The following is a 17,861-nucleotide window of genomic DNA, read 5'->3' as shown; positions in this document are numbered from 1 at the left end:
CTAAGTTCTTTTCGCCCCACATTGAAACCCCCTTTTGATTTCTGTTTTGACTCTTGCAGTTGCCGGACTACAAATAGTTAACAAATCAAAAAGAGTTTTAATAACCGACTCTAAGCTGATAGCCTTACTGACCCGCTAGCCTGGCTAGGGTTTCCAATGACGTAAAAATGCCAGTCAGTGACTGGCATTAAGGATAATTACTGCATGTGGCAAAGTGATTACGCGACGTCTTCGTACTGAGGAACCGGGTTACGGAAGCTCTTCGTGACGCAGGCCAGGTAAATCAGGCCGATACCCGCCCAAATCAGGCCAAGCACCATAGAGCTCTCTTCCAGGTTAACCCACAGCGCGCCCACGGTCAGGGCACCGCACAACGGCAGGAACAGATACTGGAAGTGGTCTTTCAGCGTCTTATTACGCTTTTCACGGATCCAGAACTGAGAGATAACCGACAGGTTAACAAAGGTGAACGCCACCAGCGCACCGAAGTTAATCAACGCCGTTGCCATCACCAGGTCAAAGTTAATCGCCAGCAACGCAATGGCACCGACCAGGATGATGTTCATCGCCGGGGTACGCCAGGTTGGATGAACGTAGCCGAAGAAGCTTTTCGGGAATACGCCATCGCGGCCCATCACGTACATCAGACGCGCAACGCCTGCATGCGCGGCCATACCGGACGCCAGTACGGTAATGGTGGAGAAGATCAGCGCGCCAACCTGGAACGCTTTACCCGCCACATAGAGCATGATTTCCGGCTGAGACGCATCCGGATCCTTGAAACGGGAGATATCCGGGAAGTACAGCTGCAGGAAATAGGTCGAGAAAATAAAGATCAGACCACCAATCAGCGCCGTCAGGAAGATTGCACGAGGGATCACGCGCTCTGCATCTTTCGTTTCTTCAGACAGGTTGCTGATGCCGTCAAAACCGGTAAAGGAGAAGCACAGAATGGTTGCCCCGGTAATCATCGGGATCACATGGGCATCACCAGACCAGAACGGCTTGCTGCTCGCCAGAGTGCCGGCACCTTCACCGTGGAACACACCGTAAATCACCATGCCAAGAATAACGGCAATCAGGACAACCTGAAGCACAACGATAACGGAGTTAAAGTTGGCAACGGACTTAATGCTGCGCAGGTTAAAGGCAGTCATAAAGGCCACCAGCGCCACGACGAACATCCAGGATGGAATCGACGGCACCAGCGCTTCAAAATAAATTTTTGCCAGCAGAATGTTGATCATCGGCGCGAACAGATAGTCGAGCAGCGAAGACCAGCCCACCATAAAGCCAACTGTCGGGCTGATGGATTTCTGGGCATAGGTGTAGGCGGAACCAGCAGACGGATAGCGACGCACCAGTTTACCGTAGCTCAGCGCGGTAAAGAGGATCGCAATCAGCGCGAAGCCATAAGCCGTCGGCACATGACCGTCTGTGAGGCCTGATACGATACCGAATGTATCGAACAGCGTCATCGGTTGCATATAGGCAAGGCCCATCATAACAACCGGAATCAACGTAAGCGTTTTACGTAATTCCACGCGAGAGGTGTTTGGAGTTGCGTTATGCGACATAGTTATTCTCCTTTACGGTGATAACCGCCACGTAAGCGAAAAATTGCCCCATTTCTTTCTTCCTCAGCGACAACAACTGTCGGATTTTAGTAAATATCTATCCGGTACGAAGCCCGGCCTCTTGGTTTTTAGTTTCGTTTCGTACATGCAAAAAAAAATAACCGACGCCTTTTATATCGTCGATTATTCATTTGGTTGCAGCGGCCGCATTTTGCCCCACATCGGATACAAAAGGCAATACTTTGCAAAGCATGGGACAATTTTCTTTTTACTAACTGGCTGATTTCTGGACGTCGGGCTGAGAGTAAACGGCGGCGATAGCACTATTTGCTAAAATCTCGTCTCGCCACCAGGCGCTGGCCAACCCGGCAGTTTGTTCATTCCAGCCTACCCACACCGATTCATTACTGCTTTGAGCAAGTACCTGTTTTTCAACAAGCGCACCGCTGTCAATAAACCGCTGCGCCAGATAGCGCGGTAAATAGCCGCAGCCCAGGCCGCTTATTTGCAGTTCCAGCTTGGTTTTAAAGTCGAAAACGGTAATGGCCTCCTGCTCATCAAGCAGCTGCGAGGAGACCGAGCATTCCGGACGAGAGCTGTCCCCAACAACTATGGCGCGGTAGCCTTTAATTACGCGACGGTTAAGCGGCTCGGGTTCCTGAGCCAGCGGGTGATGGGGTGCCACAGCAAATACCTGCTCCAGCACGCCCAGCCGGGCAAAACCAAAATCGCTCAGCTGGGGAGGCTCATGGAGTGCACCGACGAAAATGTCCGCCCTGCCCTGCGTCAAGGCATCCCAGGAGCCACCCAGCACGCCGTTGATAAAGATAAGCCGGGTCACGCTGTGGTGTTGATAGAAGGCTTCAATCAGCGGCGTCAGGAGAGAAAACGGAAAGGTATCATCCACGCCAATAACCAGCTCATTTTCCCATCCCTGATGGAGTTTTACGGCCTGTTTTTCGAGCTCACGAACGGTATGGAGGACTTCACGGCCTTTTTCCAGCAGCATCTGTCCGGTACGGGTGAAACGTGCGCGGTGTCCGGAGCGATCGAGGATCTGGATATTGAGATCGCTTTCCAGTTTTTGAACGGTATAGCTCAGCGCAGATGGGGTTTTGTAGAGCTTTGCTGACGCAGCGGCAAAGCTCCCCTCTTTTTCCAGAGCATCCAGAATAATAAGAACATCCAGCAGCGGTTTCATGCTCGCCCCCTTCTGGTGTGCGATCGTCTCCGCTGCGGGTCTTATTCCATGGGCATCACCAGCGGATCGGGATACTGATACTCAAACCCCAGCTCATGACAAATTCGATTGCCATCAACAATTTTGCCTTTACTGTTATCCTTTGCCTCACCGAAAACCGGCGCCGCCAGGCCCAGCTGACGTGCCATCAGCGGGTAAAACGTGCTGCGCGCCGGATGAGAAGGTGCACATATATTATAGATGTGTCCACCTTTCGGAGCCTGTAAGAGTAGCTCAATTGCGCCAACAACATCGTCAAGGTGCACAAGATTGACAACATGCTGGCCATCTGGCGCAGATTTCCCGGCAAAAAAGCGTCCCGGATGGCGGCCAGGGCCCACCAACCCCGCCAGACGGACAATATCGACCTGCGTGCCGGGAAGATTATGCAGCCAGTCTTCCAGCTCTTTCAGAACCTGACCGCTCGCCGTCACGGGACGGCGCTCGGAACTCTCTTTCACCACGCCCTCAACTTCGCCATACACCGACGTCGAGCTGGTAAAAATGATGCGCGGAACATGGTGCGCCAGCGCGCTGTCGACGATCTCCTGCATCGCCTGCAGATAAAACGACTCGCCCGGGCCACTGCGCCGCGCGGGGAGCGTGATCACCAGCGCATCGACGTTCATCAGCGTGTCCAGATCATCAGCATCACACACCAGCTCCGGTTCAAGGCGCAGCTCAACGCCGTCAATACCGCACATGCGAGCTGCCTCTACCCCATCCGCCGTGGTTTTGCTCCCGGTCACCTGCCAGCCTTTCGCGGCTAATGACATCGCCAGCGGCATTCCCAGCCATCCTAAACCGACAATCGCGACCTTTTTCATGCGAATTCTCCTGACTCTTACTCGTCTTTTATAAGGCTACGCCAGCCCGGCAGAACACACAATTCATAGCATCAATATGAAATGAATTAATGATCAAAAAAAGCCCTTGCAATATGTCGTACAACTGGTTTAGGTTAAAAGACATCAAATGAATAAGCATTCATCGAGAATTTATATGACACGCGTTCAATTTAAACACCACCATCATCACCATCATCCTGACTAGTCTTTCAGGCGATGTGTGCTGGAAGACGTTTGGATCTTCCAGTGGTGCATGAACGCATGAAAAAGCCCCCGGAAGATCTTCTTCCGGGGGCTTTTTTTTGGACCGAATTCAGACAGGTTAAAACAGGTTAACGAGGAATAAAGAATGTTAGATAACTCACGCTTACGCATAGCTATTCAAAAATCAGGCCGTTTGAGCGACGATTCACGCGAACTGCTGGCCCGCTGCGGGATTAAAATTAACCTGCACACCCAGCGCCTGATTGCTCTGGCTGAAAACATGCCCATCGACATTCTGCGCGTGCGTGATGACGATATTCCCGGCCTGGTTATGGATGGCGTCGTTGACCTCGGCATCATCGGTGAAAACGTACTGGAAGAAGAGCTACTGACCCGCCGCGCGCAGGGCGAAGATCCGCGTTACTTCACCCTGCGTCGTCTGGACTTCGGCGGCTGCCGCCTGTCCCTGGCTACGCCGGTTGACGAAGCGTGGGACGGCCCGGCCGCGCTGAACGGCAAACGTATCGCCACCTCTTACCCTCACCTGTTAAAGCGTTATCTCGACCAGAAAGGCGTGCAGTTTAAATCCTGCCTGCTGAACGGCTCCGTTGAAGTGGCGCCGCGTGCGGGTCTGGCGGACGCCATCTGTGACCTCGTCTCTACCGGCGCGACGCTGGAAGCGAATGGTCTGCGCGAAGTGGAAGTGATCTACCGCTCTAAAGCGTGCCTGATTCAGCGCGACGGCGACATGGCCGACGCCAAACAGCAGCTGATCGACAAGCTGCTGACCCGCATTCAGGGCGTGATTCAGGCGCGTGAGTCCAAATACATCATGATGCACGCCCCAACCGAGCGTCTGGATGAAGTGATTGCCCTGCTGCCGGGCGCCGAGCGCCCAACCATCCTGCCGCTGGCGGGCGATCAGCAGCGCGTGGCGATGCACATGGTGAGCAGCGAAACCCTGTTCTGGGAAACCATGGAAAAACTGAAGGCGCTGGGCGCAAGCTCCATCCTGGTGCTGCCTATTGAGAAGATGATGGAGTAATGGCCATGAGCTTTAACACAATCATCGACTGGAATACCTGTAGCGACGCACAGCAGCGCGAGCTGCTGATGCGCCCGGCGATTTCCGCCTCTGAGAGCATCTCACGCACCGTGGCGGAGATCCTGGATAACGTCAAAGCCCGTGGTGATGACGCGCTGCGTGAATACAGCGCGAAGTTTGACAAGACGGAAGTCGGTGCATTAAAGGTTACCGAGCAGGAAATCATTGATGCCAGCAATCGTCTGGGTGACGACATCAAGCAGGCGATGGCCGTCGCGGTGAAAAACATTGATACCTTTCACACCGCGCAACAGCTACAGACCGTGGATGTCGAAACTCTGCCCGGCGTGCGTTGCCAGCAGGTCACGCGCCCGGTTGCGTCCGTTGGCCTCTATATTCCCGGCGGCTCTGCCCCGCTTTTCTCCACCGTACTGATGCTGGCGACACCCGCGCGGATTGCCGGGTGTCAGAAAGTGGTGCTGTGCTCACCGCCACCGATTGCCGACGAGATCCTTTATGCGGCGAAGCTGTGCGGCGTGCAGGCGGTATATAAAGTGGGCGGCGCGCAGGCGATTTCGGCCCTGGCGTTCGGCACAGACTCCATTCCTAAGGTCGACAAAATTTTTGGTCCGGGCAATGCGTATGTAACCGAAGCCAAGCGCCAGGTCAGCCAGCGTCTGGACGGCGCGGCCATCGATATGCCTGCCGGCCCGTCTGAGGTGCTGGTGATTGCCGACAGCGGCGCAACGCCGGACTTCGTCGCCTCCGACCTGCTTTCTCAGGCGGAACACGGCCCGGACTCGCAGGTCATCCTGCTGACGCCGGATGCCGATATGGCGAAACGCGTGGGCGAAGCCGTGGAGCGCCAGCTTGCCGACCTGCCCCGCGCCGACACGGCACGTCAGGCGCTAGCGGCCAGCCGCCTGATTGTGGCGCGCGATCTGGACCAGTGTATTGCTATCTCCAACCAGTACGGCCCGGAGCACCTGATCATTCAGACCCGCAGCGCGCGCGATCTGGTTGACAGCATTACCAGCGCGGGCTCGGTGTTCCTCGGTGACTGGTCACCGGAGTCCGCGGGCGATTACGCCTCCGGCACCAACCACGTGCTGCCCACGTATGGCTACACCTCTACCTGTTCGAGCCTGGGCCTGGCGGATTTCCAGAAACGCATGACCGTGCAGGAGCTCTCCCGCGAAGGTTTTGCGTCACTGGCGTCTACTATTGAAACCCTGGCCGCCGCCGAGCGGCTGACCGCCCACAAAAATGCCGTTACGCTGCGCGTTGCAGCCCTGAAGGAGCAAGCATGAACATTGAAGAGTTAGCCCGCGAAAATGTCCGTCGCCTGACGCCTTATCAGTCCGCGCGTCGTCTGGGCGGTAAAGGGGATGTCTGGCTGAACGCCAACGAATTCCCGACGGCGGTGCAGTTTGAGCTGTCGCAGCAAACGCTGAACCGCTATCCGGAATGTCAGCCAAAGGCCGTGATTGAAAACTACGCGCAGTATGCGGGAGTGAAGCCGGAGCAGGTGCTGGTCAGCCGCGGCGCGGATGAGGGCATTGAACTGCTGATCCGCGCCTTCTGCGAGCCGGGCAAAGACGCGGTGATGTACTGCCAGCCTACCTACGGCATGTACAGCGTCAGCGCGGAAACCTTCGGCGTGGCGTGCCGCAACGTGCAGGCGCTGGAGAACTGGCAGCTGGATCTGCAGGGCATTGCCGACAATCTCGATGGGGTAAAAGTTGTCTTTGTCTGTAGCCCGAACAACCCGACCGGACAGATTATCAACCCGCAGGATATTCGCACCCTGCTGGAGATGACGCGCGGTAAAGCGCTGGTGGTGGCAGACGAAGCCTACATCGAGTTCTGCCCGCAGGCGACGCTGGCAGGCTGGCTGGAAGAGTATCCGCACCTGGTCGTGCTGCGTACGCTGTCAAAAGCCTTTGCCCTTGCGGGTCTGCGCTGCGGATTCACCCTGGCGAATAAAGAGGTCATCGACCTGCTGCTGAAAGTGATCGCCCCGTACCCGCTCTCAACGCCGGTTGCCGATATTGCGGCACAGGCGCTGACACCGCAGGGGATCAACGCGATGCGCGAGCGCGTGGCGCAAATCCTGGAGGAACGTCAGTATCTGGTGACCGCCCTGAAGGATATCCCTTGCGTGGAGCAGGTATTCGACTCGGAAACTAACTACATCCTGGTGCGCTTCACCGCATCGAGTGCCGTATTTAAATCTTTATGGGATCAGGGCATTATCTTACGAGACCAGAATAAACAACCTTCTCTGAGCGGTTGCCTGCGCATTACCGTAGGCACCCGTGCAGAGAGCCAGCGCGTGATTGACGCCCTGAAAGCGGAGAAAGTATGACCCAGAAGATCCTTTTCATCGATCGTGACGGCACCCTTATTTCGGAGCCACCAGCCGATTTTCAGGTCGATCGATTCGACAAGCTGGCTTTTGAACCGGACGTGATCCCGGTGCTGCTCAAGCTGCAAAAAGCAGGCTTTAAGCTCGTGATGATCACCAACCAGGACGGTCTGGGTACCGACAGCTTCCCACAGGCGGACTTTGACGGCCCGCACAATCTAATGATGCAGGTGCTGACCTCTCAGGGCGTGGTATTTGATGAAGTGCTGATTTGCCCGCACATGCCGGCCGACGAGTGCGACTGCCGTAAGCCAAAGGTGAAGCTGGTAGAGCGCTACCTGGCTGAAGATGCGGTGGATAAAACCAACAGCTATGTCATCGGCGATCGCATCACCGATATTACGCTGGCGGAAAACATGGGCATCGCGGGGCTGCGCTACGACCGTAACAACCTTAACTGGGCGAAGATTGGCGAACAGCTGACAAAACGCGACCGCTATTCCCACGTTGAGCGCAACACCAAAGAGACGCAGATTGACGTGAAGGTCTGGCTGGACCGTGAAGGCGGCAGCAAGATCCACACCGGCGTCGGCTTCTTCGATCACATGCTGGACCAGATTGCCACCCACGGCGGTTTCCGCATGGAAATTACGGTAAAAGGCGATCTCTACATAGACGATCATCACACCGTGGAAGATACCGGCCTGGCGCTGGGTGAAGCCCTGAAGCTGGCGCTCGGCGACAAGCGCGGCATTAACCGTTTCGGCTTTGTCCTGCCGATGGACGAGTGTCTGGCGCGCTGCGCGATGGACATCTCCGGTCGTCCGCACCTGGAGTATAAAGCCGATTTTACCTACCAGCGCGTGGGCGATCTGAGCACAGAAATGGTGGAGCACTTCTTCCGCTCACTGTCCTACACCATGGGCCTGACGCTGCACCTGAAGACCAAGGGCAAGAACGACCACCACCGCGTGGAGAGCCTCTTCAAAGCCTTTGGCCGTACCCTTCGTCAGGCAATTCGCGTGGAAGGTGACGCCCTGCCTTCATCGAAAGGAGTGCTGTAATGAACGTGGTCATTCTGGATACCGGATGCGCCAACCTGAACTCCGTCAAATCGGCGATAGCGCGCCACGGCTATGAGCCGGTGGTAAGCCGAGACCCGGACGTGGTGCTGCGCGCCGACAAACTCTTTTTACCGGGCGTGGGCACCGCGCAGGCGGCGATGGATCAGATTCGCGAACGCGAGCTGGTCGACCTGATCAAAGCCTGTACCCAACCGGTGCTGGGCATATGCCTGGGCATGCAGATCCTGGGCCGCCGCAGCGAAGAGAGCAACGGCGTTGACCTGCTGGGCATTATTGACGAAGACGTGCCGAAAATGTCCGACCACGGCCTGCCTCTGCCTCATATGGGCTGGAACCGCGTTTACGCCAAAGCGGGCGATCGGCTGTTTCGCGGCATCGAAGACGGCGCGTATTTTTACTTCGTGCACAGCTACGCCATGCCGGTGAACGTGAATACGATCGCCCAGTGCACCTACGGTGAGGCGTTCACGGCGGCCGTACAGAAAGACAATTTCTTCGGCGTGCAGTTTCACCCGGAGCGCTCTGGCGCCGCGGGCGCGCAGCTGCTGAAAAACTTCCTGGAGATGTGATGATTATTCCCGCATTAGATTTAATTGACGGTACGGTTGTCCGTCTGCATCAGGGCGATTACGGCCAGCAGCGCGACTACGGAAACGACCCGCTGCCGCGTCTGCAGGATTATGCCGCCCAGGGTGCGCAGGTACTGCACCTGGTGGATTTAACGGGCGCGAAAGACCCGGCGAAACGCCAGATCCCGCTGCTTAAACAACTTGTTGCGGGTGTTGATGTTCCCGTCCAGGTCGGTGGCGGCGTGCGTACGGAAGATGACGTCGCGGCGCTGCTGGACGCTGGCGTGGCCCGCGTGGTGGTGGGTTCAACCGCCGTGAAAGCTCCTGAGACCGTGAAAGGCTGGTTCCGCCGCTTTGGCGCCGATGCCCTGGTCCTGGCGCTGGACGTGCGTATTGATGAACAGGGTAATAAGCAGGTGGCCGTTAGCGGTTGGCAGGAAAATTCCGGCGTGACGCTGGAAGAGCTGGTCGATATCTATCTTCCCGTTGGTCTGAAGCACGTGTTGTGCACGGACATCTCCCGGGACGGAACGCTGGCGGGCTCAAACGTCTCGCTGTATGAAGAGGTCTGCGCGCGTTATCCGCAGGTAGCGTTCCAGTCGTCTGGCGGTATCGGTGATATAGAGGACGTGGCCGCGCTGCGCGGTACCGGTGTGCAGGGCGTGATTGTGGGCCGGGCCCTGCTGGAAGGTAAATTTACAGTGACGGAGGCGATTCAATGCTGGCAAAACGGATAATCCCTTGCCTGGACGTACGCGATGGTCAGGTCGTGAAAGGCGTGCAGTTCCGCAACCACGAGATCATTGGCGACATCGTCCCGCTGGCAAAACGCTATGCCGATGAAGGCGCCGACGAGCTGGTCTTTTACGACATCACCGCCTCCAGCGATGGCCGCGTGGTCGATAAAAGCTGGGTGGCACGCGTGGCGGAAGTGATCGACATTCCATTCTGCGTGGCGGGCGGGATTAAGTCCGCTGACGACGCCGCCAAAATTCTCTCGTTTGGCGCCGACAAGATTTCTATCAACTCCCCTGCCCTGGCCGACCCGGAGCTCATTACCCGCCTCGCAGATCGTTTTGGCGTGCAGTGCATTGTGGTTGGGATCGACACCTGGTATGACGCCGCAACGGGCAAGTTCCACGTAAACCAGTACACCGGGGATGAAAGCCGCACGCGCGTGACGCAGTGGGAAACGCTCGACTGGGTGCAGGAAGTGCAGAAGCGTGGCGCGGGCGAGATTGTCCTCAACATGATGAACCAGGACGGCGTGCGTAACGGGTATGACCTCGAGCAGCTGAAAAAAGTCCGTGCGGTCTGCCACGTTCCGCTGATTGCCTCCGGCGGCGCGGGCACCATGGAACACTTCCTCGAAGCCTTCCGCGATGCGAACGTGGACGGCGCGCTGGCCGCGTCCGTGTTCCACAAACAGATTATTAATATTGGTGAGTTGAAAACGTACCTGGCCGACCAGGGCGTGGAGATCAGGGTATGTTAACAGAGCAACAACAGGCGCAGCTGGACTGGGAAAAAACTGACGGATTACTGCCGGTGGTTGTCCAGCATGCCATCTCAGGCGAAGTGCTGATGCTAGGATATATGAACCAGGACGCGCTGGCGAAAACGATCGACAGCGGCAAAGTGACCTTCTACTCGCGTACGAAACAGCGCCTGTGGACCAAAGGCGAGACCTCGGGTCATTTCCTGAACGTGGTCAGCATGGCGCCTGACTGCGACAACGACACTCTGCTGGTGCTGGCAAACCCAATAGGCCCTACCTGCCATAAAGGCACCAGCAGCTGCTTCGGCGAGACGAGCCATCGGTGGTTGTTCCTGTATCAACTGGAACAGCTGCTGGCAGAGCGTAAAACGGCGGATCCTGAAAGTTCCTACACCGCGAAGCTGTACGCCAGCGGAACCAAGCGTATCGCACAGAAGGTAGGAGAAGAAGGCGTTGAGACGGCGCTGGCCGCGACCGTGCATGACCGCGAGGAGCTGACGAATGAAGCGTCTGATTTGATGTATCACCTGCTGGTTCTGCTGCAGGATCAGGAGCTGGATTTGACGGCGGTGATTGAAAATCTTCGCAAACGTCATAAATAAAAAAACCGGGGATAATCCCCGGTTTTTTTATCTGCAAATCAGGCTTTTGGTTTGTAGTTGCGTAAGGCGTTGCGGCTAAGCAGGACGCCAGAACCGACCATCGCGCCAAGCAACACGGCAAGGACCAAAATAACAGCTTTTTTCGGGCTGTCGCGACGGACTGGCAGATCAGGCTTCATGACGTAACGATAAACATGGATGGTGTCCGGGTTTACGTTCAGGTTTTGGATATCCAGCAGGTTTCGCTTGGTCTGGTAATAAGCCGTTGGGAAGACCAGGGGACGAGAAGCTTCATTGTCAATCATCGACTTCAGCCCCTCGCTTCCCAGCAGGAATAACGTCTCTTGAGTTACATCCTGTGTCTGCTGTAGCTGCGGAGAGGTAATTTTCGCTGCTTCGGCGTTCTTTAGTGCCTCTGCAATCTGTTTGATACGCAGATCTTTTTGCTCCTGAGCGACCTTCTCCTGGTTTTGCAGAGAATCATTCAGGGTCTTGATCTGCTGTTTGATGTTGTCTTTAAGGTCAACGGCCAGTTCTTTCGCAGTTTGCTCATCAACCTGCTGAATGTACTGCGCCAGTTGCTTCTGAGCCGCTTCTGCAGAGGTACTGGTGTATGAAACACTTAGCGGTAGCGGCTGTGCAGTCGAGGTCGGAGCGATGGTCAGTTTTTCAGGATCCTCCTGATTCTCAAGTGCCTGAGATAATGCCGAGAACGAAGAATTAAAACGGCCAATCGCGCGCGTTTGAATGTCGAGCATTGAGGGTGCAGCACTGCCGTAGAGAATGTTCAATGCATTTGAATAGGCCGCTATCTGGGCAGCATCAGGCTGTGCAATAATCGCACTGGAGGTCCATTTCTCCTTTGCGACCGATAAATATCCAATTGCCAGGACGATAAAAACAACAACAAAGGTTGCTATCATCCACTTCCCACGCCACAGCTGCAGCATTAAATCAAGTAAATCAATTTGCTCAGGGTCATTGCTTCGACTGACCTGGCTATTGTTGTTTTGTGTCATACAATCCCTAACAGATGAAAAAGGGCAAACAGAATGATGTCTGCTTAGTTTATCTGTTACTGGCGATTTTTCTATAAGAATCCGATGAGTTAAATCGGAAAGATGGGTTATGTAACTTCGACCCTTCGCGCTATCATAGACACCATTTGATGCGCTATGGCATCTGTAAGAAAAAGGTTTATGAGGGAAGCTATGAAATTTTTGGTCACGGGCGCTGCAGGTTTTATCGGTGCGAATGTCAGCAAACGCCTCCTTGAGGCCGGTCATCAGGTTGTTGGTATCGATAACCTCAATGAATACTACGATGTCAACCTGAAGCTGGCACGCCTGGAACTGTTAAAATCTGAGAGTTTCACCTTCCACAAGCTGGAATTAGCTGACCGCGAAGGTATGGCCACGCTTTTCGCCAGTGAGAAATTTGATCGCGTCATTCACCTGGCCGCACAGGCAGGCGTACGCTACTCCCTGGAAAATCCGCACGCCTATGCGGATGCCAACCTTATCGGCCATCTCAACGTGCTGGAAGGCTGCCGCCATAATAACGTGCAGCATCTTCTGTATGCCTCATCCAGCTCCGTATATGGCCTCAACCGCAAGATGCCATTCTCCACTGACGATTCCGTGGATCACCCGGTCTCACTCTATGCCGCGACCAAAAAAGCCAATGAACTGATGTCGCATACCTATTCGCATCTCTACAATCTGCCGACCACCGGCCTGCGCTTCTTTACCGTGTACGGTCCGTGGGGACGCCCGGACATGGCCCTGTTTAAGTTTACAAAGGCGATGATTGAGGGCAAAAGCATCGATGTCTATAACTACGGTAAGATGAAGCGCGACTTCACGTATATTGATGACATCGCTGAAGCAATTATTCGTCTGCAGAATGTTATTCCTCAGGCAGATGCAAACTGGACCGTTGAGACCGGCTCCCCGGCAACCAGCTCTGCGCCTTACCGGGTTTATAACATCGGTAACAGTTCGCCAGTGGAACTGATGGATTACATCACCGCCCTGGAAGACGCGCTGGGTAAAAAAGCCGAGAAAAACATGCTCCCTCTCCAGCCAGGCGACGTACTGGAAACCAGCGCAGACACTAAAGCACTGTATGACGTGATTGGTTTTAAACCGCAAACCTCAGTCAAAGATGGAGTAAAGAACTTCGTTGACTGGTATCGCGATTTCTACAAGGTCTGAAAATAAAAAACCCGGCAATTCAGCCGGGTTTTTTTACAGGATAAAGCAGAGAATCAGTCGCTACCAAACAGATCGCGGGTATAAACCTTATCCGCTACATCAGCCAGCTCTTCCGCCATGCGGTTTGAAATGATGACGTCGGCTTCTTTCTTAAAGGCATCCAGATCGCGGATCACCCGGGAATTGAAGAACTGATCGTCCGGCATGGCAGGCTCATAGATAACAACCTCAACCCCTTTCGCCTTAATGCGCTTCATGATCCCCTGAATGGAAGAGGCGCGGAAGTTATCGGAGCCACTCTTCATGATCAGACGGTACACACCAACAACTTTCGGTTGACGCGCAAGGATGGAGTCGGAGATGAAATCTTTACGAGTACGGTTAGCGTCAACAATCGCCGAAATGAGGTTATTCGGTACAGCCTGATAGTTTGCCAGCAGTTGCTTAGTGTCTTTTGGCAGGCAATAGCCGCCGTAGCCAAATGACGGGTTGTTGTAGTGGTTGCCAATGCGAGGGTCGAGACACACCCCTTCAATAATCTGGCGGGTATTCAGGCCAAGACTTTCTGCGTAGCTGTCGAGCTCATTAAAATAAGCTACTCGCATTGCCAGGTAGGTATTCGCGAAGAGCTTAATCGCCTCAGCCTCAGTGGAGTCGGTAAACAACACCTGAATATCTTTCTTCACTGCGCCTTCCTGAAGCAGAGCAGCAAAGCGTTCAGCGCGCTCAGAACGTTCGCCAATAACGATACGCGAAGGATGCAGGTTATCGTAAAGCGCTCTTCCCTCACGCAGGAATTCTGGCGAGAAGAAGATATTATCAATACCGAATTTTTCTTTAATGGATTTGGTAAAACCGACAGGAATGGTCGATTTAATGACCATCACCGCATCAGGGTTGATCGCGATAACGTCTTTGATCACCGCTTCTACAGTTGAGGTGTTGAAGTAGTTGGTTTTAGGATCGTAGTCAGTAGGCGTCGCAATAATGACGTAATCCGCATCGCGGTATGCATCTTCTTTATCTGTCGTGGCGCGGAAATTCAGCGGTTTATTGCTGAGGTAGTCCTGGATTTCTTTATCCACAATCGGCGATTTTTTCTGATTGAGCATATCCACTTTGGCCTGCACGATATCCAGCGCAACCACTTCATGATTCTGGGCAATCAGAATGCCGTTAGAAAGACCGACATACCCTGTTCCGGAGATTGTTATTTTCATTCGCTAATGACTTCTGTGAGTTAACTGTACTGATGGCCGCCTGACCATCGCGATAAACATAACTGTTGGGCTTTGTACCTCCTGGCAAACTGAACTGTCAAGGCAAACCAGGAGTAATCACTACGAGCGGGACGAGATTCAGACTACTTCGAATAACAGGCGACATTTTTTGCATAAAAAAACCCGGAGACAGGCTCCGGGTTTTGATTACAGCGAGTAAGTTAACTTATTCCATCCATTCGGTATGGAACACGCCTTCTTTATCGGTGCGTTTGTAAGTATGCGCACCAAAGTAGTCACGCTGTGCCTGAATCAGGTTAGCAGGCAGAACGGCCGCACGGTAGCTGTCGTAGTAGGCGACTGCAGCCGAGAAGGTCGGAACCGGGATACCGTTCTGAACAGCGTAGGCAACCACGTCACGCAGCGCCTGCTGGTATTCGTCCGCAATTTTCTTGAAGTACGGTGCCAGCAGCAGGTTGGCGATACCGGCGTTTTCAGCATAGGCATCGGTGATTTTCTGCAGGAACTGCGCACGAATGATGCAACCTGCACGGAAGATCTTCGCGATTTCACCGTAGTTCAGATCCCAGTTGTTCTCGTCTGACGCCGCACGAAGCTGAGAGAAGCCCTGCGCGTAAGAAACGATTTTACCCAGATACAGGGCACGACGCACTTTTTCAACGAATTCGGCTTTATCACCCGCTGGTTTAGCCTGTGGGCCAGACAGCACTTTAGACGCCGCGACGCGCTGCTCTTTCAGGGAAGAGATGTAACGCGCGAAGACGGATTCGGTGATCAGAGACAGCGGTTCGCCCAGATCCAGAGAGCTCTGGCTGGTCCATTTACCGGTACCTTTATTCGCTGCTTCATCCAGAATCACATCAACCAGGTATTTACCCTCTTCATCTTTTTTCGTGAAGATATCTTTGGTGATGTCGATCAGGTAGCTGTTCAGTTCGCCTTTGTTCCACTCGGTAAAGGTTTCAGCCAGCTCTTCATTAGAGAGGTTCAGACCACCTTTCAGCAGGGAGTAAGCTTCAGCAATCAGCTGCATGTCGCCGTATTCGATGCCGTTGTGCACCATTTTCACATAGTGGCCTGCACCGTCTGCACCGATATAGGTTACGCAAGGCTCACCATCTTCAGCCACGGCTGCGATTTTGGTCAGGATAGGCGCAACCAGTTCGTACGCATCTTTCTGGCCACCAGGCATGATAGATGGGCCTTTGAGGGCGCCCTCTTCACCACCGGAAACCCCGGTACCGATGAAGTTGAAGCCTTCAGCAGACAGCTCACGGTTACGACGAATGGTGTCCTGGAAGAAGGTGTTACCGCCATCAATAATGATGTCACCTTTTTCGAGGTAAGGCTTCAGGGAATCGATAGCTGCATCGGTACCAGCGCCCGCTTTCACCATTAACAGGATACGACGAGGCGTTTCCAGAGACTCAACGAACTCTTTCACCGTATAGAAAGGAACCAGTTTCTTGCCTGGATTCTCAGCAATCACTTCTTCGGTCTTATCACGGGAGCGGTTGAAAACGGAGACGGTATAACCACGGCTTTCGATGTTGAGCGCCAGGTTGCGCCCCATCACTGCCATACCGACAACGCCGATCTGTTGCTTGGACATTACATACTCCTGTCAGGTGTGGTCACCGCGACTTATGCGCGGCTTGAAATGTGGCTTAGATGTTAACTCAGGATCAAGGTCTGGAGATAGCGGAAGATGCTTTTCAGGAAGCTATCGAACAAATGCTTTTGCAAAAGAAGGATCAAATGGCCCCTCTTTCACTTCCATCATGAGCGCTCGGGAAGACAAACATTTTACACTATGTATGTCACCAGGAGAGAATTCCACGATTTTTACGCCGCTACTATCACCAGCCGTAAATTCTTTGATAACTTCGCCACTATCGCTGTGTAAACAGACCTGTATTTCGCCTTGCATGACAACAAACATTTCCCATTGATGAGAAAGTTCATGATAGTGGGGTTCTACAAAGCTGCCTTTAACTAAAGCAATTAACAACCGCTGTACTTTATCCTGATGCGAATCGTGCATCAAAAGGTGAGAACGCAGGCGCGCTGATTCCTCAGCTTGTTTATATAAATCTTCGAGTTGGTCATTATCAATTAGTCGCATTATATGCCTCCAGCCTCATTTCAATCGTCTGTGCCGCAGATTCGACAGAAAACTGCGCCTTCAATAATTGATTAGCTCCTTGTCCAAGCTCATGACGCATATTGATATCATTAAGCATTAGTAATGCTGACTGATAAAGTTTGTCATCCTCACCATTGATGTGAATGAAACCGGCATGATTTTGATTTACAATTTCGAGTAAATCATTACCAGCATTAACGCTTCCTAATATAGGCAAGGCCTGTACCATATAGCCCAATAACTTGCCAGGGAAATTATGCGAGGAATGACAAGCTGAAAGCGAAAACAGGCCAACATCAACTTCCGAAAGAATATTTTTAAACTCTTCCTGATCTACAGAAGGCATATATGTGAAGTTTGTTAAAGACCACTCGCTAGCTAATTCGTTAATTAGTTCAACTTCATCACCTTGACCAACGAACAAGAAATGCGCCTGGGTATGGTCAGCCATACGCCGAACCAAACGCATTAGATTGGCCATATCCTGCGCGTGACCAATATTTCCGCCATAGAAAAAAATAACCTTATTCTCAATACCAAGCCGTTTTCGTACGGAAACATATCCCTGAGGAATTACAGCAGGCGTGAGTGATGCCCAATTTCGTAATACCTCACATGGATAACTTTTATTTGAAACTCTAAAAACGTCAAGGTTTTTATCAGACATTAACCCAATTCGGTTTGCCTGCTGATAGGAGTATTTTTCGAAGAAGCGAAAATAACGTTCAATTAAAGAGCCTTCTTTGAGCATGCCAGCATCAATGACCCACTGAGGAAACATATCCCTCAAAATAAGATAGGCAGGACATTTACAGCGAGATTTTATTCTTTTCACTAAGCCTCCCCAAAAAATGGAAGGCGAATAATAAACTACACCATCAAAAGTGTCTTTGTGTATCTGACTTTTGATCGCACTCCAACCTCTAAAGGACAAAAGTGTTTCATTGATAGCACGCTGAGTTTTCGAAACATCCTTAAGTGGTCCACTTTTAAAGCGCCATGTTTTTACTCCCTGAAAGATGTCAAATGAGGCCTCTTTTTGCAAGGTGGTGTCAGGTGTAATAACTGTTACATCATGTCCACGTTGCATAAACTCCTGGGCCAACTCATGAAACATTTTTGCACCAACACGCGTACTATTGGGTAGATAATCATCTATGATTAAAGCTAGTTTCATTAATATTCTTTCCAGACGACTCTTTTGACGTAATCTGTATAAGAG

Annotated in this window: 19 protein-coding genes and 1 other annotated feature; of the genes, 10 read left to right on the top strand and 9 right to left on the bottom strand. The window is 53.0% G+C overall.

The features are described from left to right. Positions 1 to 218 precede the first annotated feature (218 nt). The 4 genes from plaP to INF68_RS14670 all read right to left on the bottom strand — a co-directional run bounded on the left by plaP (position 219) and on the right by INF68_RS14670 (position 3,644). Positions 219 to 1,577: a putrescine/proton symporter PlaP gene (gene plaP / locus INF68_RS14685; protein ID WP_126787438.1), complete on the bottom strand. Its 1,359-nt coding sequence runs from the start codon at positions 1,575 to 1,577 to the stop codon at positions 219 to 221. Further along, the gene (gene yoeI, locus INF68_RS14680) at positions 1,567 to 1,629 is read right to left on the bottom strand and encodes a membrane protein YoeI (protein WP_099458931.1); all 63 of its coding nucleotides are present in this window, start codon (positions 1,627 to 1,629) and stop codon (positions 1,567 to 1,569) included. The genes plaP and yoeI overlap by 11 nt, the downstream gene beginning before the upstream one ends. Before the next feature lie 219 nt (positions 1,630 to 1,848). Continuing rightward, on the bottom strand, positions 1,849 to 2,778 hold the full coding sequence (locus INF68_RS14675; protein ID WP_112778168.1) for a LysR substrate-binding domain-containing protein: 930 nt from the start codon (positions 2,776 to 2,778) through the stop codon (positions 1,849 to 1,851). A gap of 41 nt (positions 2,779 to 2,819) precedes the next feature. Further along, the gene (locus tag INF68_RS14670; RefSeq protein WP_126787439.1) at positions 2,820 to 3,644 is read right to left on the bottom strand and encodes an SDR family oxidoreductase; all 825 of its coding nucleotides are present in this window, start codon (positions 3,642 to 3,644) and stop codon (positions 2,820 to 2,822) included. Positions 3,645 to 3,819: 175 nt separating this feature from the next. Between INF68_RS14670 and hisL the strand changes: the two genes are divergently transcribed. The 9 genes from hisL (at position 3,820) to hisIE (ending at position 11,036) form a co-directional block, all read left to right on the top strand. Beyond that, the gene (gene hisL, locus INF68_RS14665) at positions 3,820 to 3,870 is read left to right on the top strand and encodes a his operon leader peptide (protein WP_001364200.1); all 51 of its coding nucleotides are present in this window, start codon (positions 3,820 to 3,822) and stop codon (positions 3,868 to 3,870) included. Next, positions 3,846 to 3,969 (top strand) — a sequence feature (His leader region). (Overlaps the previous gene by 25 nt.) Before the next feature lie 45 nt (positions 3,970 to 4,014). Continuing rightward, on the top strand, positions 4,015 to 4,914 hold the full coding sequence (gene hisG, locus INF68_RS14660) for an ATP phosphoribosyltransferase (protein ID WP_028018500.1): 900 nt from the start codon (positions 4,015 to 4,017) through the stop codon (positions 4,912 to 4,914). Between the two features lie 5 nt (positions 4,915 to 4,919). Next, a complete protein-coding gene (gene hisD / locus INF68_RS14655; protein ID WP_126787440.1) occupies positions 4,920 to 6,224 on the top strand; it encodes a histidinol dehydrogenase in 1,305 nt (434 codons plus the stop codon). Then, positions 6,221 to 7,282: a histidinol-phosphate transaminase gene (gene hisC / locus INF68_RS14650; RefSeq protein WP_032658765.1), complete on the top strand. Its 1,062-nt coding sequence runs from the start codon at positions 6,221 to 6,223 to the stop codon at positions 7,280 to 7,282. Before hisD ends, hisC begins: the two co-directional genes overlap by 4 nt. Next, entirely contained in the window at positions 7,279 to 8,346 is a 1,068-nt protein-coding gene (gene hisB / locus INF68_RS14645; RefSeq protein ID WP_109845259.1) for a bifunctional histidinol-phosphatase/imidazoleglycerol-phosphate dehydratase HisB, read from the top strand. Before hisC ends, hisB begins: the two co-directional genes overlap by 4 nt. Further along, positions 8,346 to 8,936 carry an imidazole glycerol phosphate synthase subunit HisH gene (gene hisH / locus INF68_RS14640; RefSeq protein WP_063441239.1) on the top strand — a complete coding sequence of 197 codons (591 nt, stop codon included), beginning with the start codon at positions 8,346 to 8,348 and terminating at the stop codon, positions 8,934 to 8,936. Before hisB ends, hisH begins: the two co-directional genes overlap by 1 nt. After that, positions 8,936 to 9,673, top strand: coding sequence for a 1-(5-phosphoribosyl)-5-[(5-phosphoribosylamino)methylideneamino]imidazole-4-carboxamide isomerase (gene hisA, locus INF68_RS14635; protein WP_109845260.1), 738 nt, complete (start codon positions 8,936 to 8,938; stop codon positions 9,671 to 9,673). The genes hisH and hisA overlap by 1 nt, the downstream gene beginning before the upstream one ends. Beyond that, complete coding sequence (hisF, locus tag INF68_RS14630; protein ID WP_126787441.1) at positions 9,655 to 10,431, top strand: imidazole glycerol phosphate synthase subunit HisF; 777 nt, start codon at positions 9,655 to 9,657, stop codon at positions 10,429 to 10,431. The genes hisA and hisF overlap by 19 nt, the downstream gene beginning before the upstream one ends. Next, positions 10,425 to 11,036 (top strand): bifunctional phosphoribosyl-AMP cyclohydrolase/phosphoribosyl-ATP diphosphatase HisIE, encoded by a 612-nt coding sequence (hisIE, locus tag INF68_RS14625; RefSeq protein WP_109845262.1) that lies wholly within the window; start codon positions 10,425 to 10,427, stop codon positions 11,034 to 11,036. Before hisF ends, hisIE begins: the two co-directional genes overlap by 7 nt. A gap of 38 nt (positions 11,037 to 11,074) precedes the next feature. Here the strand turns inward: hisIE and wzzB are convergent, their stop codons facing one another. After that, the gene (gene wzzB / locus INF68_RS14620; protein ID WP_109845263.1) at positions 11,075 to 12,055 is read right to left on the bottom strand and encodes an LPS O-antigen chain length determinant protein WzzB; all 981 of its coding nucleotides are present in this window, start codon (positions 12,053 to 12,055) and stop codon (positions 11,075 to 11,077) included. A 192-nt stretch (positions 12,056 to 12,247) separates the two neighbouring features. On the opposite strand from wzzB, the gene INF68_RS14615 reads away from it, so the two are divergent. Continuing rightward, on the top strand, positions 12,248 to 13,252 hold the full coding sequence (locus INF68_RS14615) for an NAD-dependent epimerase (RefSeq protein WP_063441247.1): 1,005 nt from the start codon (positions 12,248 to 12,250) through the stop codon (positions 13,250 to 13,252). Between the two features lie 53 nt (positions 13,253 to 13,305). Here the strand turns inward: INF68_RS14615 and ugd are convergent, their stop codons facing one another. The 4 genes from ugd to INF68_RS14595 all read right to left on the bottom strand — a co-directional run bounded on the left by ugd (position 13,306) and on the right by INF68_RS14595 (position 17,816). Then, positions 13,306 to 14,472, bottom strand: coding sequence for a UDP-glucose 6-dehydrogenase (ugd, locus tag INF68_RS14610; protein ID WP_059347010.1), 1,167 nt, complete (start codon positions 14,470 to 14,472; stop codon positions 13,306 to 13,308). A gap of 226 nt (positions 14,473 to 14,698) precedes the next feature. Continuing rightward, positions 14,699 to 16,105, bottom strand: coding sequence for an NADP-dependent phosphogluconate dehydrogenase (gene gndA / locus INF68_RS14605; protein WP_024908082.1), 1,407 nt, complete (start codon positions 16,103 to 16,105; stop codon positions 14,699 to 14,701). A gap of 111 nt (positions 16,106 to 16,216) precedes the next feature. Continuing rightward, the gene (locus tag INF68_RS14600; protein ID WP_109845264.1) at positions 16,217 to 16,618 is read right to left on the bottom strand and encodes a WbuC family cupin fold metalloprotein; all 402 of its coding nucleotides are present in this window, start codon (positions 16,616 to 16,618) and stop codon (positions 16,217 to 16,219) included. Beyond that, positions 16,605 to 17,816, bottom strand: coding sequence for a glycosyltransferase family 4 protein (locus INF68_RS14595; RefSeq protein ID WP_193525334.1), 1,212 nt, complete (start codon positions 17,814 to 17,816; stop codon positions 16,605 to 16,607). The genes INF68_RS14600 and INF68_RS14595 overlap by 14 nt, the downstream gene beginning before the upstream one ends. Positions 17,817 to 17,861 lie beyond the last annotated feature (45 nt).

The sequence above is a fragment of the Enterobacter cloacae complex sp. P16RS2 genome, assembly GCF_014982155.1.
Classification (GTDB): Bacteria; Pseudomonadota; Gammaproteobacteria; order Enterobacterales; family Enterobacteriaceae; genus Enterobacter; species Enterobacter cloacae_M.
The sequence above is the reverse complement of the archived record's forward strand: the minus strand, read 5'-3'. Positions and strand labels throughout refer to the sequence as shown.

Bases quoted from the DNA above. Each gene is read 5' to 3' on its own strand.
- plaP (WP_126787438.1), bottom strand. From the start codon at position 1,577: ATGTCGCATAACGCAACTCCAAACACCTCTCGCGTGGAATTACGTAAA.
- INF68_RS14675 (WP_112778168.1), bottom strand. From the start codon at position 2,778: ATGAAACCGCTGCTGGATGTTCTTATTATTCTGGATGCTCTGGAAAAA.
- INF68_RS14670 (WP_126787439.1), bottom strand. From the start codon at position 3,644: ATGAAAAAGGTCGCGATTGTCGGTTTAGGATGGCTGGGAATGCCGCTG.
- hisG (WP_028018500.1), top strand. From the start codon at position 4,015: ATGTTAGATAACTCACGCTTACGCATAGCTATTCAAAAATCAGGCCGT.
- hisD (WP_126787440.1), top strand. From the start codon at position 4,920: ATGAGCTTTAACACAATCATCGACTGGAATACCTGTAGCGACGCACAG.
- hisC (WP_032658765.1), top strand. From the start codon at position 6,221: ATGAACATTGAAGAGTTAGCCCGCGAAAATGTCCGTCGCCTGACGCCT.
- hisB (WP_109845259.1), top strand. From the start codon at position 7,279: ATGACCCAGAAGATCCTTTTCATCGATCGTGACGGCACCCTTATTTCG.
- hisH (WP_063441239.1), top strand. From the start codon at position 8,346: ATGAACGTGGTCATTCTGGATACCGGATGCGCCAACCTGAACTCCGTC.
- hisA (WP_109845260.1), top strand. From the start codon at position 8,936: ATGATTATTCCCGCATTAGATTTAATTGACGGTACGGTTGTCCGTCTG.
- hisF (WP_126787441.1), top strand. From the start codon at position 9,655: ATGCTGGCAAAACGGATAATCCCTTGCCTGGACGTACGCGATGGTCAG.
- hisIE (WP_109845262.1), top strand. From the start codon at position 10,425: ATGTTAACAGAGCAACAACAGGCGCAGCTGGACTGGGAAAAAACTGAC.
- wzzB (WP_109845263.1), bottom strand. From the start codon at position 12,055: ATGACACAAAACAACAATAGCCAGGTCAGTCGAAGCAATGACCCTGAG.
- INF68_RS14615 (WP_063441247.1), top strand. From the start codon at position 12,248: ATGAAATTTTTGGTCACGGGCGCTGCAGGTTTTATCGGTGCGAATGTC.
- ugd (WP_059347010.1), bottom strand. From the start codon at position 14,472: ATGAAAATAACAATCTCCGGAACAGGGTATGTCGGTCTTTCTAACGGC.
- gndA (WP_024908082.1), bottom strand. From the start codon at position 16,105: ATGTCCAAGCAACAGATCGGCGTTGTCGGTATGGCAGTGATGGGGCGC.
- INF68_RS14600 (WP_109845264.1), bottom strand. From the start codon at position 16,618: ATGCGACTAATTGATAATGACCAACTCGAAGATTTATATAAACAAGCT.
- INF68_RS14595 (WP_193525334.1), bottom strand. From the start codon at position 17,816: ATGAAACTAGCTTTAATCATAGATGATTATCTACCCAATAGTACGCGT.